The organism is Vagococcus fluvialis, assembly GCF_048815235.1.
Classification (GTDB): Bacteria; Bacillota; Bacilli; order Lactobacillales; family Vagococcaceae; genus Vagococcus.
This window is the reverse complement of the sequence record NZ_JBMEAO010000031.1, coordinates 1-17,163: the sequence shown is the minus strand read 5'-3', so window position 1 is coordinate 17,163 and position 17,163 is coordinate 1. Positions and strand designations below refer to the sequence as shown.

The window sequence follows — 17,163 nt, the reverse complement described above, 5'->3', positions numbered from 1 at the left end:
GATTGCCAATCGGAGTATTAGAGGGAGCACTTCAGGTCGTTACACCTTCATTTCACTCCTCAAATCATTAGTTCTACACAAGAAAATCTTGTGTGCCTAACCTTTTCAGTTAGGAACGTTTCGCACCGTAAAAACTTTTCATATCAATACACAAAATAGCTTCTCGTTTTTCCTGTGCATAGTTAAAATATTGTTGATAATTAAAACTCACAACAATACCTTCTTTCTTTCATCTTTATGTATCATATTATACGAATGTACGTTCGCGTTGTAAAGCGAACATAAGATAAAAATTTTAATTTCCATTAACAATTTAAATAAATATTGCTATGAAAAAACAAATAAAAGGTGTGGAAACATCCATTTCCACACCTTTTATCAATAGTATTTTTTATTGTAATTTTTCTTTTTCTATCCATTTCAAACTATGATCTATCTGATCTTCGCTATCCTTATAAGTCGTTACATCAAGAATTCGAATTGCTTTATTATTATTAGTTATTATCTTTACTTCATTCTCACTAGATATTATTTTAGGATTCGCCTCAATTGATAGGGTTGCTTGACTATTTAGATTAAAAATAGAAGGTTGTGCTTGAACATAAACGTAAATATTTTCATCATCTATATCCAGTGTCCCAAATACTTCTGCCTGATTAATTTTGACAAAATTTTTCTTAGATTCTATCTCGATTTGATACTTAACATCTTCTGGAATTAGTATTTCCTTTTTCAAAGTGCTGTCATACATCGTTTGCTTAGGTATTTTTATTTTATTAATAGAAACAACTTCTATCTCATCTGGGTTCAAAAAAATGACTTGTTGGGACCAATAGAAATATCCCATACCCACAATAATACTTGCTAAAAATAAAATGATTCCAATCATTATTCTTTTCTTCTTCACACTATTAGATATCTTAGACACCATTTTCTTATCTCCTCTCAATAGTTCATCAAGAGTTAAATCGAAAAAATCACTGAGCTTTAGTAATTGCTCTAAGTCAGGATAACTTTTCCCATTTTCCCACTTAGATATTAACTGACGACTAACAAAAAATTCCTGAGCTAATTCTTCTTGTGTTAGTTGTTTTAAAGAACGATTTTCTTTTATTATTTTTCCAATCTCCACTTGATTCACCTCCTTGAAATAAGCATAAACAAATTATACGCTACGTGACTAGAAACAAAAAGAAACATCTTAATTTAACCATGCTACAAATGATAACATTGCTTATAACCCTTGCTAGTACTTCATTTATAAAATAATCTACCTTAATATAAAATTAGTTTTTAACACCTATAAAAAAGTTATTTTATGCTATTATTAACCTAAAATAACTTTTTATTTTTAATAACAATAACCAAAAACATCTATCGTTTTAGAAAGTGAGTCCTATGTTTTTATATATCAGTATATCCAATCTACTAAAAATTTCACTAGCTTTTATCATCTGTAATTATCCTCGATTGAAAAATATTAGAAGTAGTGCTTTGTTTTTAATTGCTTTTATATTTGCAGCAACCATTGCTAGTCGATCAACTTTTATTAGTATTTTATTCTTTTTTGCTTTTCTTCTACTAGCTTCTTTTGCTACCAATAAAGAATACTCCCTCTTTAATAAAATGCTTCATATTTTATTTCCTTTTGAGCTTGTTTTACTTTTAGGTATTTTTACGACACCACTTGAAAGACGAATTATTACAATGGAAAATCCTGATAAGAGTTCTTTTTATTTTTTACTATTAGAGATAGGAACCTATTTAACGATTGCTCTAGTTAGCAAATTAATCATTGCTTTTGTTATTCCTTTTTTCTCTACTGAAAAAAAAGAAAAAATTGCTCTTAATATTGGGTTAATTTTCTTTTTCGTCTATCAAATTTATTACGTTTATCGTTATGCAACACCTTACTTTTTTGAAGTAATATTTACCTTACTTATTCTTATTTTTGCTTTATTGACTTATATTATTTTATTAACTTTATCTGAGAAACAGGAACTTAAATTACAAGTTGAGCAGCAACGAATTGAACAGGAATATTTACAACGTTATTCCAATGAAATGCAAAATCAGTACAGAGAGTTAAGAAAATTTAGACATGACTATATTAATATCTTAGCTTCGTTAAATTATTTTATTGAACAAAATGATTTAGCAAAATTAAAAGATTACTTTAATAATCACATTTTATTAACTCAAATTGATATGGGCCATGCTGATACTCATTTTCAGGATTTAAGTAATATTCATTCTGAAGAGATTAAAAGTATCATTGCTCTTAAATTAATTTTAGCAAAAGAGCAAGATATTGATATTACTTTAGAAGTACCGGATACTATTTTAATTGATATGCCAATAGATCCAATCATCATTGTCCGTATGCTAGGTATTATTTTAGACAATAGTATTGAAGAAGTGCTACATACAACTAATAACAAAATTAAAATTGGATTATTTGATATGGATGACTTTTATTTATTTGTTATCAAAAATCCTATCACTAAACAAATGCCACCTTTGCATGTTTTAACTCAAGAAGGGTTTTCAACTAAAGGTAGCGGACGAGGTCTAGGCTTATCAACTCTGAAATCTTTAAGCGATAAAGAAAAACGACTTACCTTAGAAACAACGATTACAAACAATAGCTTTATTCAAAAAATAGCTATTTTAAAAGGAGATGATTAAACTGCTTTCGGTATTTATCTGCGAAGATAACCCAACTCAATTACAACAATTAGAAAATGTTATTAAGACTTATATTATGATTGAAGACTATGATATGCATATTGAGCTCTCAACAACAAATCCTTATGAGCTAATAGATTACATGGAACAAACTGAGGATGTTCGCGGTATCTATTTTCTAGACATTGATTTTGAAATGGAGCTTGATGGAATTAAATTAGCTTCACTCATTAGAAAAAAAGACATTGATGCTAAGATTATTTTCATTACCACTCACAGTGATTTATTAAGTTTAACATTCACCTATAAAGTTGAAGCCATGGATTACATTATTAAAGATGACCCTAAATTAATTAGAAAACGAATCCATGAATGTCTTGATATATCTCATGATTACTACTTTTCTCCAAAACGAAATGAAGAAAACCGTTTAAAATTTAAGATAAATAATCAAATACGCTATTTTGATTTACAAGATATTATGTTTTTTGAAACCACTGATACTCCACATAAAATTAGACTCCATTTAACCAATGGAACCATTGAACTTTATGAGTCCTTAACGGATATAGAGATTATGTCAGAAAGTTTTATACGAATTCATAAATCTTTTTTAATCAATAAGGATAATGTAAAACTTATGGACTCTAAAGAGCGTACTGTCACTATGAATAATGGAGAAACCTGTTTAATCTCGGTTAGAAAAATGAAATTATTAAAATGACCAGACAAAAAACCATTTGATCAATCTAAATTGATCAAATGGTTTTTATTTTTAGGCATGTTGATTAAATATTTCGGTTACTATTTGTTATGGCCTTATTTTAATAAGGGATTGTGGGATTAGGGGATGTCAACATTTAAATAGCCTTCTTATAGTTAGTTAATCACCGAAATACTTAATCAACATGTTTGTCTCATCTCAGATAAGAGATTGGAATTATATAAATTATTACGCCTTCATTATACTAGATTAAGAGGATAAAACGCCTTTTATTCATGAACGACTCAAATTAACTCACAAACGTTATTTTGTAAAATTCTCTTTTTTTAATTAAGTATATTCTGTATAGCGCTGATGAATTTTGATGAAACATTAAAAAATAATTAATTCATTTCTTAAACCCATCACGCTTTTAACTATCTTAAAGGGACTTACTGCTTCTAATTCATCTATTGTCCCATAACCATATAAAACAGATAGACAATCCAAAGACTCTTCCCTAGCACCTAAAACATCATGTTCTTTATCACCTACCATGATAATTTTATCCTGATATTTATCAGCAGATAATCTGCTAATAGCCTCTTTAATAACTAAACCTTTCGTTCTAAGCTCTCCTGAACTTCCGACTATTTCAGTAAAATAATCGCTTAACTTAAAATGACTTAAAGCTGATTTTACTAATTCTTCTGGCTTTGATGAAGCAACTGCCAACTCATATCCTTCTTGTTGCAACTCTTTTAACATATCTCCTATTCCTTTATAAGGACTTGCCTCAAATAAACCAATCGGCTTATAACGGCTGTGATAATAATCAACTGCTTGAGTCGCTTCCTCTAAATCAAAATTGGCATAACTCATAAATTGTTCCAATAAAGGAGGTCCGATAAAAACGCGTAACTCTTCTGAGGAAGGCACCTCTCGTTCCATTTTTTGAAATGCATATTTTAAAGAATTGATAATGCCTTCTCCTGATTCTATCAATGTACCATCTAAATCAAATAAAATAATTTTTCTCATCTCATTACCTCCTAATTCCTATTCTTATATATGGTAACATAGTCACTTAATTATTGAATAGTAACAAAAAAGCCCTTAGCATTAGGCTAAGAGCTAAAAAGGAGTTGTTTTATTTACTTTGGAGGAGTAAATAAAATGAAAAAGTTTGTTAGGGTTGTTTTGTTGGTATGCTTATATAATAAAGTTAAAATATGAATTATTTTTGACAAAATCTTTTAATATTTACGAAGAAAAACTTAAGAGAGTTTTAAGATAACTATTTTTTCTTAAATCCACTTGCGGTTAATAGGGTCTCCATCCCTTCAAAACTATAATAACCTTTACCAGAATTAAGTTCTGGATAGACAATTCCGATTTCCGGATTCTCTTTAGATAAATCCAGAGTTGATTGAATTTCTAATTCATGCTCTTTATAACGAATACTAACTTTTGAGTCTTTAATATCTTCTTCATCAGGTATAAATTCTTTTAACATTTCTTCTGCATGTTCTTTATTATCAACACCAAAATAAGCATAGTCATAAACGATTTTTGTTTCAATCGATTCAAGCTTATCTTTTTTATGAGCTAAGGTAACTGTTGTTACTGTTCCATCTTCCTCTTGTTGATACACACTTTTACTGCTTGAGCTACAAGCCGATAGCACCACCACTAGAACTGTTAAAAACAATGGTAAGACACATTTTTTCATAATGACTCCTCCTAAATAAGTTGTAGTAAACATATACAATAATTATATCATATCCCCTATTATTGAAAATGTATTTCATGCTCTATTCAGTATAAAATATGATATAGTTCTTATAAATTAATCGGTGAAAAGGAGATGTCTGCTTTGGCACAACCATTAAGAAATATTTATTTAAACCACCATCATACCTATCTACTAAAAGAAAATCTTCGTTTCGAGTTAGCTTTTGGTGAAGAGATGGATTACTTTCCTCGTGTTGAACGAGCAAAAATAAGAGCTCATTGTTTATTTCAAGAAATCTTTAAGAATACTGATACCATTCAACTCATTTTGGTTTTATATGACAAGGCTTTTCCAAGTCATATCTCAAAATACCTACATCGTAACTCTTTTAAGATAATTGATAGCTTTAGTTCTGACGCATGGAGTGATGAGGATGAACTGAACCCAGTAACACTTTTGGTTATCGAAACTGAACAATCCAACTTGCGACTTAACAAATTAATTGATGGTATTTGTTATCAAGATTTTTTTAACTATGGAAAGTTAAAAATAAAAAATCCTATTATTTTTTATCATAAAAAGGACAATGTCATTCTTAATATCTATGATGACCGAGGTTGTGATATTTGGTCAGATAATTTTAGTTACCAAAAAAATCTATATCATACTTATTATAGTTGGTTACTAGATTACGATTTGAATAACATGACTAAATTCTATCAAGACAAGTTGTAACATTTAATTTCTAACTAATTCTAACTAAAAGACATTTTTCTTAATTTTCTCTTACTTTCACAGAACATATGAGCACTTATTCTTGTATTTATCGCCTTTTATGTTACAATATTGTTACAAAAAAGTTTAAAGGAGTACACGTATGAGTAAGAAACAATGGCTGTTGGTCCCTTTGGTGATATTACTAATCTTGATGATTGTTTATTGTTACCAAGCCATTCAATTTCAAGATAAGTTTCTCAATAAAACAACTATCGGGAATACTGATGTTAGTGGTCTAACCACAAAAGAAGCTGTAAAAAAAATTGAAGCTTCAACTAACGAGCAAATGTATCAAGTCACTTTGGATGGTAAAGAATGGAAGTCTATTCCTAAGACAGATTTTGGAATGGCATATAATGTAGAAGAAACGGTTAATAAAGTAATGTCTAAGCATAACCCATGGACATGGTTTATGCCTTACTTTAAAGCGCCAAAAGATGTTGTTATTGACACTAAAAAGGTCGATGAAAAAGCTGTCGAAAAAAATCTAACCGCTCTAAAAAAAGAGATAGATACTTTTAATAAAGATCGTACACCTTCTAAAAATGCCTCAGTAGGCCATAAAGATGGTAAATTCCAAGTTATTCCTGAGGTACAAGGTAATACAATTAATACTAAAGATTTTATTGCCTCAGCTAAGGAAAGTATCATTAAAGGCGAATCTACTATTGAGATGACTAAATTTGTTGATAAACCAACTGTATTAGCCACTGATGGTACTATTGAGAAAGAGATGGAGCACATCAACAAGATTGCAGACATCAATGCTTCTTATAGTATCAATGGTCAAGAAGTAGTCATTCCAAAAGAAACTATCGCTACTTGGGTAACTTTTGAAGATGGTGAACTTGATTTACAACAAGATAAAGTACGTGAGTATGTTGCTGAATTAGGAGCTACTTACAACACAAGTACTAATGCATCTAAATTTAAGAGTACTAAACGTGGGGAAGTTAGTGTGCCTGCTGGTGCTTTAAGTTGGACGATTGCAACAGATACTGAAACAGAGCAATTAACAGCAGCTATTTTACAAGGCGAAGATTTCAGTGGTCGTGTTCCTGCTTTCCAGGGTAGTGGCACTCCTGCCTCACCTTTAATTGGTAACAGCTATATCGAAGTTGATTTACAAAATCAACATATGTGGTACTACAAAGATGGTGTTGTTGCTTTGGAAACTCCTGTTATTACAGGAAAACCTAGCACACCAACTCCTCCAGGTGTCTTCTACGTTTGGAACAAAGAACGAGACGCCATATTAAAAGGAGAAGATTATGCAAGTCCTGTTGATTACTGGATGCCTATTGATTGGACTGGAGTCGGAATTCATGATTCACCTTGGCAAGCTGAAGGCTCATACGGTGGCGACTCTCATTTAACAGTTGGTTCTCATGGATGTATCAATACACCCCCTTCTGTTATGACAAAATTATTTAGTATGATTGACGTTGGCGTACCGGTTGTTGTATTTTAAATCAGTTAATCCAAAAATAAGCTAGCCTAATTATTGGCTAGCTTATTTTTTATATTGTTAATTCAGTTAAAATTTTCTCTGGTACTTCTTCTTTTTCTACTTCTGTCCATGTTTCAACATAACGGCCTTTAGTTTTTAATTTTAAAATCGCTCCTTCTTTAAGTTCATGTCCTGCATAATAAGATAATTCATACTTCTTACCACTTTGGCTGATAACTTCCTGATGATATATGTAACCACCTGGGCTCTGTTTTTCAGCTTTAGAACTGTCTGTTACAACATAACTGGGTTCCTCTTTTATTAAAATATTAAAACGATCAAATACCTGAGCTAAATCATTTTCACTAGTTTGTTTAGTATTTTTAATCACCATAGAACCTATTATTGGTGTTCCTACTCCTATTAACCCTAACACTATGATACCTGCAAAAAATTTCTTCATTTATACCATTCCTTCAATTCTTAATAACTTAATTATAGCTATTTATCCAGTAATAGAAAAAGGCTACAGGAGTGATTAATTCTCATACTTTAGGCAGATACTATTATCCATCTCTATCTATAAACTCATTCTTAATCTTTGCAATATATTCATTCTTTTTACTTAGTTCAATCCATTAATTCACCACAATCTCCTTATTAATTCATACCTCATCGTTATAATTAATTTATAAATAACCAAGGGGGAAATACATATGGCAACTAACGAAAAAGTAATTATTATGAGTTTTGATTCAGAGAGTAAATCTTATCAAGCTTTTTCTGAACTTAAGAGATTGCACCAATCTGGAAGTATCAAAGGAGAGCAAATGGCTATCCTTGAACATCGTGCTAATCATAATTTAGAACCAAAAGATTTTATTGATTTTACTGGTGCAGATAAAAACTTCAAAGGTAGTATGATTGGAATGCTTGTAGGAATACTTGGTGGACCTTTAGGCGTATTACTAGGTTGGTTTACTGGTAGCTTAATTGGATCTTCTAAAGACGTAAAAGAAGTTAAAAATGCCATGTCTATCTTTGAAAAATCACTGGCTATCATACCTGAAGGTGAAACTGGATTAATCTTAATTTGCGACGAACCTAATACAGGACATGTAGATGACATTGTCTTAGAGCAACTAAACGGTAAAATTGAACGTCTAAGTAAAGAAATGGTTGAGGAAGAACTTCAAGAAGCTCAACAAACACAACAAGAAGCTGAAGAACACGCAAGAAAACGTTGGTTTAGAAAATAAAAAATCAAAAAAGAAATGAACTTATGGTTCGTTTCTTTTTTTTGACTTTTTTTATTTTTTAGATTATAGTAAAACATACCAAAGAATGTTTCACTATTTTAAGGGGGATTTAGAATGAAACAACGATACGACAGTGAACAAACAAAAGAAGATATTCTCTTTGCTGCTGGTAAATTATTTACTGAAAAAGGTTATCAAAAAACAGCTATTCAAGATATTGTCAATCAACTTGACGGTTTATCAAAAGGTGCTATCTACCACCATTTCAAATCAAAAGAAGGTATTTTAGATGCTTTAATGCGTCACTTCATGCCAAGTGAAGATTTAATTAATCAGATTAAACAAAATAAAGAACTCAACGGTTTAGAAAAAATCCAACATCTTTTTTTAGAAGCGATGTTTCATGAAGAAGTTCAAAAGTACCTTCAATTCTCACCTGAGTTAATGAAAGAACCTTTATTATCACTTAAATATCTAAAACTTACTCACTCTGTTTTTATTCCCGTTATGAGCGAGTTTATCATTGAAGGTAATCAAGATGGTTCAACAAACGTACCACATCCGCCGTTAGTAGCTGAAGTTGTATTATTTCTATTAACCACTTGGTACAACACAACACTCTTTTTAAATGATTTTGAAAATTTTTATCAAAAGCTAGAAACTTCTAAATACATTTTAAAAAAAATGGAAATTAACGTTCTAGATGAACATGTCATAAATAGTATTCAACAAAAAATATTGGAAAGAACTGAGGAACTGAAACATGAAGAAAGCACTCAAAATTAGTCGAAATATTTTATTAGGTTTATTAGTATTAGTCGTTTTATTTTTAGGAGGAACGTATTTAAATAATCAAATCCGTTTAAAAAGTGAAGCCAAAAAAATTGAAGCTTACGGTGAACAACTAGATGTTTTCGATGGTAAAATCAACGTAGTTCGTTCTGGAAGCGGAGAAGGAAAACAAAGTATTATTTTATTCCCAGGATTTGGGACAGCCTCTCCTCATTACGATTTTCTACCTTTAACATCTAAATTAGAAGAAGAATTTGAAGTGATTGTTGTAGAACCATTTGGCTACGGTCTAAGTACACCAACTAAAAGAGAGCGAACTATTGATAATATAGTAGAAGAAATGCATGAGGTTATTACACAACTTGATGTTGATAACTATGTTTTAGGCGGACATTCAATTGCTGGACTATACACTGTCAACTACGTTAATCGCTATCCTGATGAAAAAGTTGCTGCCTTTTTAGGAGTTGATACCAGTGTACCTACTCAAAAAATGGAAACTATTAACATGACTTGGTTCAACTTATTAAAAAAATCTGGTATTATGCGTCTTGTTATTGATGCTAATCCAGTCAAAGGGTTAGGGGTCACTGCTGATAATCCTAATATAGATCAAATGAGAATGATTACTTTAAAAAATCTAGATAACCCTACCCAAAATAACGAGTTAGACAATATTATGGATAACTTCAAAGCAACTGAGGAAATGGTATTACCAAATGATTTACCCACTCTTTTATTTGTTGCGATTAACGACGAAAGAGATGACTGGGTTTCAGAGCATCAAAAACAAATCGACCAAGTGAAAACAGGGAAAATGGTTCAATTAGAAGGACAACATTATTTACACCACACACAATCTGAAGCAATTGCTAAAGAAACAATTGCTTTTATGAAAGAAATTAATAAGTAATCAAAAGAGCCAGAAAGCTAAATGCTTTCTGGCTCTTTTATATTTCTTTTTATTTCTCTACTTCATCTTCTTTTCTTCTGAATCCAAGGAAAGCTAGTCCTGATAATCCTAGTCCCACTATTCCTGCAAACAGCCCGCTAGTTGCTTCACTACCAGTTTTTGGTAATGAACCACCTTTACCAGTTGTTCCTGAAGTATTACTTCCTCCAGTATACGTACCGCCTTTACCACCTGTGTAAGATCCTCCACCATTGTTACCAGTTCCACCAGTTGTTTTCTTACCTGGTTTGTACTGAGCTTCAATAGTAGTTACAGCTTCTTTTTTAGCTTTATTAATTGCGTCTGCATCTTCAGCTTTATTAATTAATTTTTCTGCTGCTTTTAACGCTTCTTCAACTGCTTTAATTTGTACTTCTTTTTCTTTAGCAGTTAATTTAGTGTCATTATTAATTTTATCTTTCGTTGCTTCTGCAATAGCTTCAAGCTCTTTTTTAGCTGCTTCTTTTTGAGACTCTAAAGGTGTTCCTACTTTATGTTGCTCGTTAATACTTGATACACCTTTGTCTCTTGCTTCATTGATTGCATCTGCACTTTCAGCTTTACTAATTGCTTCTTTCGCTGCTTTTGCTTCTGCATCTACTGCTGCTGTTTGTTTCGCTTTCTCTTCATTACTCAAGCTAGCATCTTTGGCAATTTCTGCTTTTGCTTTCTCTGCTGCTTCATTAATTGCTTTGTTTGCTGCTTCTTTTTGAGACTCTAAAGATGTTCCTGCTTTATGTTGCTCATCAATACTTGATACACCTTTGTCTCTTGCTGCATTGATTGCATCTGCACTTTCAGCTTTACTAATTGCTTCTTTCGCTGCTTTCACTTCTGCATCTACTGCTGCTGTTTGTTTCGCTTTCTCTTCTTTACTTAAGCTAGCATCTTTTGCAATGTCTGCTTTTTCTTTCGCTGCTGCTTCGTCAATTGCTTTGTTTGCTGCTTCTTTTTGAGACTCTAAAGATGTTCCTGCTTTATGTTGTTCGTCAATACTTGATACACCTTTGTCTCTTGCTACATTAATTGCATCTGCATTTTCAGCTTTGCTAATAGCTTCTTTCGCTGCTTTCACTTCTGCATCTACTGCTGCTGTTTGTTTTGCTTTTTCTTCTTTACTTAAGCTAGCATCTTTCGCAATGTCTGCTTTTTCTTTCGCTGCTGCTTCTTCAATCGCTTTGTTCGCTGCTTCTTTTTGAGAGTCTAGTGCTTTTCCTGTTTCGTGTTGTTCGTTAACACTTGATACACCTTTATCTCTTGTTTCTTTGATTGCATCTACATCTTTAGCAGCATCAATGGCATCTTTTGCTTTTTTAGCTTCAGCATCTACTGCTTTACTTTGTTCTGCTTTTTCTGCTGATGTTAAAGTAGCATCCTTATTAATTTTGTCTTTTGTTGCTTCAGCTGCTGCGTCAATTTCATTTTTCGCTGTCTCTTTAACACCTTCTACAGGTGCTCCTGGTTGATAAGCTTGGTCAATGTTTGTTATTCCTTGACCTTTAGCTACATCTACTCCATCAGCGTTAGTTGCTGCATCAATTGCTTCTTTCGCTTTCTTAGCTGCTGCATCCACAGATTTACTTTGTTCTGTTTTTTCAGCTGCTGTTAAACTAGGGTCATTCACAATTTTATCTTTTGTTGCTTTAGCTGCTGCATCAATATCAGCTTTGGCAGATTCTTTTCTAGTTTCTAAACCACTACCAGTTTGATATTTTTTATTAATTTCTGTAATCCCTTGACCCTTAGCATTGTCTACGCCACTCGCGTCAGTTGCTGTATCAATTGCTTCCTTCGCTTTTGTTGCTTCTGCATCAACTTCTTGAATTTGAGTTTCTTTTTCTAATGCTGTTAAAGTCTTGTCATTATTGATTTTTTCTTTTGTTGCGTTTGCTTCCTTATCAATGTCTTTTTTAGCTGCTTCTTTACGGTCTGTTAAAGGATTTCCTGGTTGATAATTTCCATCAATCGCTGTAATGCCTTGACCTTTAGCATTGTCTACTCCGCTTGCATCAGTCGCAGCATCGATTGTTTCTTTTGCTTTGTCCTTAGAAGCATCTACTGCCTCACTTTGTTTTGCTTTTTCTTCTTTTGTTAAAGTTGGATCATTCGCAATTTTATCTTTCGCATCTGTTGCAGCTTTATCAATTGCTTCTTTTGCCAACTCTTTTCTGCTATCAAGTGGGTTACCAGATTGATGGTTATCATCAATTTCTGTAACACCTTCACCTTTAGCAGCGTCTACTCCACTTGCATCTGTTGCTGCATCAATCGCTGCTTTTGCTTTGTCTGCATCTTCATTAACACCAGCAATTTGTTTCTCTTTTTCTTCTTTTGTTAGAGTAGGGTCATTGGTAATTCTATCAATTGCCTCTTCAGTAAAGCGATCAATATCGTTCTTAGCATCTTCCTTACGACCGTCTAATGGATTTCCTGGTTGGTAGTTATTATCTACTTCTTCAATACCATCTCCTTTAGCCGCATCTACTCCACTTGCGTTTGTTGCTCCATCAATTGCTTCTTTTGCTTTTGCTGCATCTTCATTAACACCAGCAATTTGAGTTTCTTTTTCTTTTGTTGTTAATGTTGGGTCATTCTTAATCTTGTCGATTGCTTCTTTAGCTGCTGTATCAATACCTTCTTTAGCTAGCTCTTTACGACCATCTAATGGATTTCCTGGTTGGTAGTTGTCATCAATTTCTGTGATACCTCTACCTTTGGCATTGTCTACTCCACTTGCATCTGTTGCTGCATCAATCGCTGCTTTTGCTTTGTCCGCATCTTCATTAGCACCAGCAATTTGTGTCGCTTTTTCTTCATCTGTTAAAGTAACATCATTTAAAATACGTTCTTTTAATTCTTCTGCTGCTTCATCAATGCCCTCTTTGGCTAATTCTTTACGAGAATCTAACGGGCTGCCTGGTTTATAGTTATTATCAATTGCCGTAATTCCTTGACCTTTAGCTGTATCAACACCACTCGCATCAGTTGCTCCATCAATTGCGGCTAAAGCGTTGTCTGCTGCTGCATTAGCTCCAGCAATTTGAGTTGCTTTTTCTTCTTCTGTTAACGTTGAGTCATTGTTAATCTTATCAATTATCACTAGTCTTTCTTCTTCAATACCAGCTTTTGCTGCGTCTTTACGGCTGTCTAATGGTATTCCTGGTTTGTAGTTGTTATCAATCGCTGTAATGCCTTGACCTTGCGCTCTATCAACACCACTAGCATCTGTTGCTCCATCAATTGCCCCTCTTGCATTCTCTGCTGCAGATGTAACGCCAGCAACTTGATTCGCTTTTTCTTCTGCTGTTAATGTAGGATCAGAATTAATACGATTAATTGCATCAGATTCAGCATCATCAATATCCGCTTTTGCTGCTGCTTTACGTTCTTCTAAGTTCATTTCACCTGGTTGGTAGCTACCATTAATATCTGTAACTCCTTGACCTCTGGCACTGTCTACTCCACTTGCATCAGTTGCTGCGTCGATTGCTGCTTTGGCATTCTCTGCTGCTGTATCTACTGCTGCACTTTGAACCGCTTTTTCTTCATCCGTTAAACTTGCATCGTTATTAATTCTTTCTTTAACGCGTTCTGCATCTTCATCAATCTCGTTTTTAGCATTATCTTTTCTTTCTAAGATCGGAGTACCAGGCTGGTAATTACCATCAATCGCTGTAATTCCTTCACCTTTGGCTGCATCTACACCGTCAGCATTTTGAGCGGCATCTACTGCTCCAAGAGCTGTTTCTAAAGAACTATTCACACCTGAAATTTGATTTGCTTTTTCTTCTCCTGTTAAAGTTGAATCAGATTCAATCGCTTCTCTTATTTTTGCTGCTTCTTTTTCTAACGCTTCTTTGGCTGAATCTTTTCTTAAATTCAAACCATCGCCTGGTTGGTAAACACCATCAATATTAGTAATACCATCACCCTTAGCATTATCAACACCAGAAGCATCAGGTGCATTGTCAATTGCTGTAAGTCCGTTATTTAATGCCGTATCTACAGCTGCACTTTGAGCAACTTTTTCATCTGCTGTTAAAGTTGGGTCATTGGCAATTAGATCTTTAATTTCATTTGCTTCTTCAATCAGAGCATCTTTGGCTGATTGTTTTCTTTCAACTAAAGAGCTACCTGGTTGGTAATTTCCATCAATTGCTTCAATTCCATCACCTTTTGCTGCGTCAATGCCATTCTTCTAATGCACTATCAACTGCTGCTTTTTGTGCTGTTTTATCAGCATCACTTAAATTAGCATCTGCATCAATTTTCTCTTTTGTTAATCTAGCAACTTCTGATAAATTATCTTTGGCTTTTTCTTGCTGTTCATTTAAAGGCGTGCCCTTTTTATAGCTATCTTCGATTGCTGTTTTCCCGTCTGATACTGCTGTATTTAATCCATCTGCATCCGTCGCGTTACCAATAGCTTCGATTCCATCATTATAAGCTGATTTTGCTTTTTCTTTTTGTTCTGTTTTAGCAGCATCACTTAGATTAGAATCTTTTTCAATATTAGAGATAGTTTCTTCTAACACCTTATCTAAATTAGCTTTAGCTGCTGCTTGTTGGTCTTCTAAAGAATCATTAGAATGAGGAATTTTACCGATTTTATCAACACTAGCTTCTACTGACTTAACAATATCATCTGCTGTTTCTAACCCATCAATTTCTTCTTTAGCTGCATCAGCTGCTGCTTCTACAGCTGCTTTTTGTTCTGTTTTTTCAGCTTCCGTTAAGGTATTATCTCCATCAATTTTTAAAATAGCTTCTTTTTTTGCTGCTTCAATCTCTTTAATCGCTTCTTCTTTTCTCTTTTCAAGAGACGTCACTTCTTTATGAGCTTCATCTATGGCTGTCATACCTGAATTTTTAGCATCTAAAATACCGTCAGCTGTTTCAGCTTCATCAATGGCTTTGGTTGCTGCATCAGCCGCTTCTTTAGCTGTTTTTTTCTGTTCTTCTTTTTCAGTTGTTGTTAGAGTATTATCTCCTTCAATCGCATCAGTTACTTTTTTCAACTCATCAGTAATTGCTGTTTTAGCCGTTTCTTTTTGAGTTTCTAGAGCTGTCCCAGCCGCATATTTAGATTTGATATCTGCTTCTCCAGTAGTAAGTGCTGCTTCCATTGCTTCAACTGTTTCAGTAGCATCAATCGCATCTTCAGCTGCTTTTAGGGCTGCATCTACATTCTTAATTTGTTGTTCTTTTTCATCTTTACTTAAATTAGCGTCACCATTAATTTTAACTTTCGTTGCATCAGCAACTTCTTTTAAGTCAGCTTTAGCTTCTTTTTGCTGATCTGCTAATGGAGCTCCTGCCACATGAGCATCAGTAATAGCTTTAATGCCATTTGCTGTTGCATCTTCAAGCTCTTTTGCTGAATTGCCTTCTTCAATAAGACCTTTTGCTACTTTTTGTGCGTCCTCAACTGCTTTTATTTGTTCAGCTTTAGTCGCTGCTGTTAATGACGAATCAGCATTGATTGCTGCAATTGTATCTGTAGCTGCTTTATCAATATCTGCTATTAATTGAATGTCATTGGTTACTGTGATATTTAATTTGCCAGTTACTTGAGATTTGCCCCATTTAGCAACTGTTCCTGTTCCTGTAAATATTTTGCTTTTAGCCCCTACTGATGTAGCATCTATTATTGTCTTATCTCCATAAGTTGGAATAATTTGGCTATTGTTATTCGCACTGTCATAATAAACTAAGTCTTGTTCGGTCATTAAAGCATCCACCGTTTTACCTTGGACTTTTGACAGTTTATAAAATGAATTCAATTTTTCCGTATTTCCCGTCTTATCCTCAGCTATTTTAGCATCAGTTGCAGTAAACCAAAAGTCTCCAGAAATTTGCGTTTCAGTTGTTGATTTCCCTAAAACTTCAACTCTAATCTTCGGAGCGACCGTGTCCGAGGTAGGGGTTGTGAATTTATAGTCAAACTTGGCTGCCGTTGGGCCTATTTTCCCTTCTGTAAGAACCTTCCCATTAGTAACATCTGTAATGATTACTTTTCCATTTGTAATACCATTAAAATTCATTAATGTATTTTGAAGTGTAAACGTATAATTGGTATTTGGCATTAAATCTAATTCCCACTTAATACCACTCGTTGCATCAGGACTTTTGAAAAACAGAGCTTTCTTACTCTGAGGTCCAGAAGCCGTTTTCCAAGTAGCTGTTCCGCTCCCTACATTACTAAACATTCTATCGTCATTCCAAGAAGTTTTTGTTCCAGTGCTATCAAATAATTGAAATCCTCCAAAATTCGCATAGACATAACGGTCTACTTTGGCTTTTTTAGCAGTTTCTTCTTTGTCACCTAAAACTTTATCCAATTTATTAAATTCTTGTGGAAATGGTACAGCTTCTGTTGCTGCCGCAAATGGAACTGCATTTGCTGGCTCAAAAAATTGTTCGATTGGTAATGATTCTGCCGTTGCAGAAATAGCCGCTGTTAAGAAAACAGAGGTAGTTAATACGCTAACAAGTACTTTATTTTTCTTAATAAGTTTTCCTCTACCAAGATGTTTTGTTTCAGATTTAATGTGTTGAATGTTTTTCTTTTTCATAACAATGACTCCTTTATTTTCCTATTTTTAATGAGTTTAAACTAAAAAACGATTAAAATATGGTACTAAAAGTGTTACAAGAATAATAAATAAAAAAATATAAGTATGTAGTGAACCCTAAAAGTTAGACTTTTTTGGAGTAGAGAAATCTACTCCTTTTTTATTGTCTTAAACTGCCATCTTAAGACGGAAATCAACAGGACACAGTCCACCTAATTTCATTTTTATCCGC

The 17,163-nt window shown here is 33.3% G+C and carries 13 protein-coding genes and 1 pseudogene; 7 read left to right on the top strand and 7 right to left on the bottom strand.

Features of this window, described 5'->3' with window-relative positions; genetic code table 11:
• Window positions 1-391 precede the first annotated feature (391 nt).
• The gene (locus ACODH8_RS14135) at window positions 392-1,132 is read right to left on the bottom strand and encodes a helix-turn-helix domain-containing protein (RefSeq protein ID WP_332465733.1); all 741 of its coding nucleotides are present in this window, start codon (window positions 1,130-1,132) and stop codon (window positions 392-394) included.
• A gap of 266 nt (window positions 1,133-1,398) precedes the next feature.
• On the opposite strand from ACODH8_RS14135, the gene ACODH8_RS14130 reads away from it, so the two are divergent.
• Both ACODH8_RS14130 and ACODH8_RS14125 read left to right on the top strand, forming a co-directional pair.
• Complete coding sequence (locus ACODH8_RS14130; protein WP_332465732.1) at window positions 1,399-2,688, top strand: GHKL domain-containing protein; 1,290 nt, start codon at window positions 1,399-1,401, stop codon at window positions 2,686-2,688.
• Window positions 2,681-3,412: a LytTR family DNA-binding domain-containing protein gene (locus ACODH8_RS14125; protein WP_332465731.1), complete on the top strand. Its 732-nt coding sequence runs from the start codon at window positions 2,681-2,683 to the stop codon at window positions 3,410-3,412. The genes ACODH8_RS14130 and ACODH8_RS14125 overlap by 8 nt, the downstream gene beginning before the upstream one ends.
• A gap of 372 nt (window positions 3,413-3,784) precedes the next feature.
• On the opposite strand, the gene ACODH8_RS14120 is transcribed toward ACODH8_RS14125, so the two are convergent.
• On the bottom strand, window positions 3,785-4,432 hold the full coding sequence (locus tag ACODH8_RS14120; RefSeq protein ID WP_332465730.1) for an HAD-IA family hydrolase: 648 nt from the start codon (window positions 4,430-4,432) through the stop codon (window positions 3,785-3,787).
• A 256-nt stretch (window positions 4,433-4,688) separates the two neighbouring features.
• Window positions 4,689-5,123, bottom strand: coding sequence for a DUF1307 domain-containing protein (locus ACODH8_RS14115; protein ID WP_332465729.1), 435 nt, complete (start codon window positions 5,121-5,123; stop codon window positions 4,689-4,691).
• Window positions 5,124-5,267: 144 nt separating this feature from the next.
• Here ACODH8_RS14115 and ACODH8_RS14110 point away from each other — a divergent pair, with 144 nt between their 5' ends.
• Both ACODH8_RS14110 and ACODH8_RS14105 read left to right on the top strand, forming a co-directional pair.
• On the top strand, window positions 5,268-5,861 hold the full coding sequence (locus ACODH8_RS14110) for a DUF3885 domain-containing protein (RefSeq protein WP_332465728.1): 594 nt from the start codon (window positions 5,268-5,270) through the stop codon (window positions 5,859-5,861).
• A 142-nt stretch (window positions 5,862-6,003) separates the two neighbouring features.
• A complete protein-coding gene (locus ACODH8_RS14105; protein WP_332465727.1) occupies window positions 6,004-7,374 on the top strand; it encodes a L,D-transpeptidase family protein in 1,371 nt (456 codons plus the stop codon).
• 49 nt (window positions 7,375-7,423) lie between these two features.
• On the opposite strand, the gene ACODH8_RS14100 is transcribed toward ACODH8_RS14105, so the two are convergent.
• Complete coding sequence (locus tag ACODH8_RS14100; protein ID WP_332465726.1) at window positions 7,424-7,816, bottom strand: YxeA family protein; 393 nt, start codon at window positions 7,814-7,816, stop codon at window positions 7,424-7,426.
• Window positions 7,817-8,069: 253 nt separating this feature from the next.
• Here ACODH8_RS14100 and ACODH8_RS14095 point away from each other — a divergent pair, with 253 nt between their 5' ends.
• From ACODH8_RS14095 to ACODH8_RS14085, 3 genes are all read left to right on the top strand, one after another.
• Window positions 8,070-8,612, top strand: a complete 543-nt coding sequence (locus ACODH8_RS14095; protein ID WP_332465725.1) for a DUF1269 domain-containing protein — start codon at window positions 8,070-8,072, stop codon at window positions 8,610-8,612.
• A gap of 114 nt (window positions 8,613-8,726) precedes the next feature.
• Window positions 8,727-9,398, top strand: coding sequence for a TetR/AcrR family transcriptional regulator (locus tag ACODH8_RS14090; protein ID WP_332465724.1), 672 nt, complete (start codon window positions 8,727-8,729; stop codon window positions 9,396-9,398).
• Window positions 9,376-10,317, top strand: coding sequence for an alpha/beta hydrolase (locus ACODH8_RS14085; RefSeq protein WP_332465723.1), 942 nt, complete (start codon window positions 9,376-9,378; stop codon window positions 10,315-10,317). Before ACODH8_RS14090 ends, ACODH8_RS14085 begins: the two co-directional genes overlap by 23 nt.
• A 49-nt stretch (window positions 10,318-10,366) precedes the next feature.
• Here the strand turns inward: ACODH8_RS14085 and ACODH8_RS14080 are convergent, their stop codons facing one another.
• From ACODH8_RS14080 to ACODH8_RS14070, 3 genes and pseudogenes are all read right to left on the bottom strand, one after another.
• Complete coding sequence (locus ACODH8_RS14080) at window positions 10,367-14,239, bottom strand: DUF1542 domain-containing protein (RefSeq protein WP_420517793.1); 3,873 nt, start codon at window positions 14,237-14,239, stop codon at window positions 10,367-10,369.
• 33 nt (window positions 14,240-14,272) lie between these two features.
• A pseudogene (locus ACODH8_RS14075) lies at window positions 14,273-14,512 on the bottom strand (DUF1542 domain-containing protein); the annotation flags it as partial.
• Window positions 14,513-14,540: 28 nt separating this feature from the next.
• Window positions 14,541-16,931 carry a DUF1542 domain-containing protein gene (locus ACODH8_RS14070; RefSeq protein WP_420517792.1) on the bottom strand — a complete coding sequence of 797 codons (2,391 nt, stop codon included), beginning with the start codon at window positions 16,929-16,931 and terminating at the stop codon, window positions 14,541-14,543.
• Window positions 16,932-17,163 lie beyond the last annotated feature (232 nt).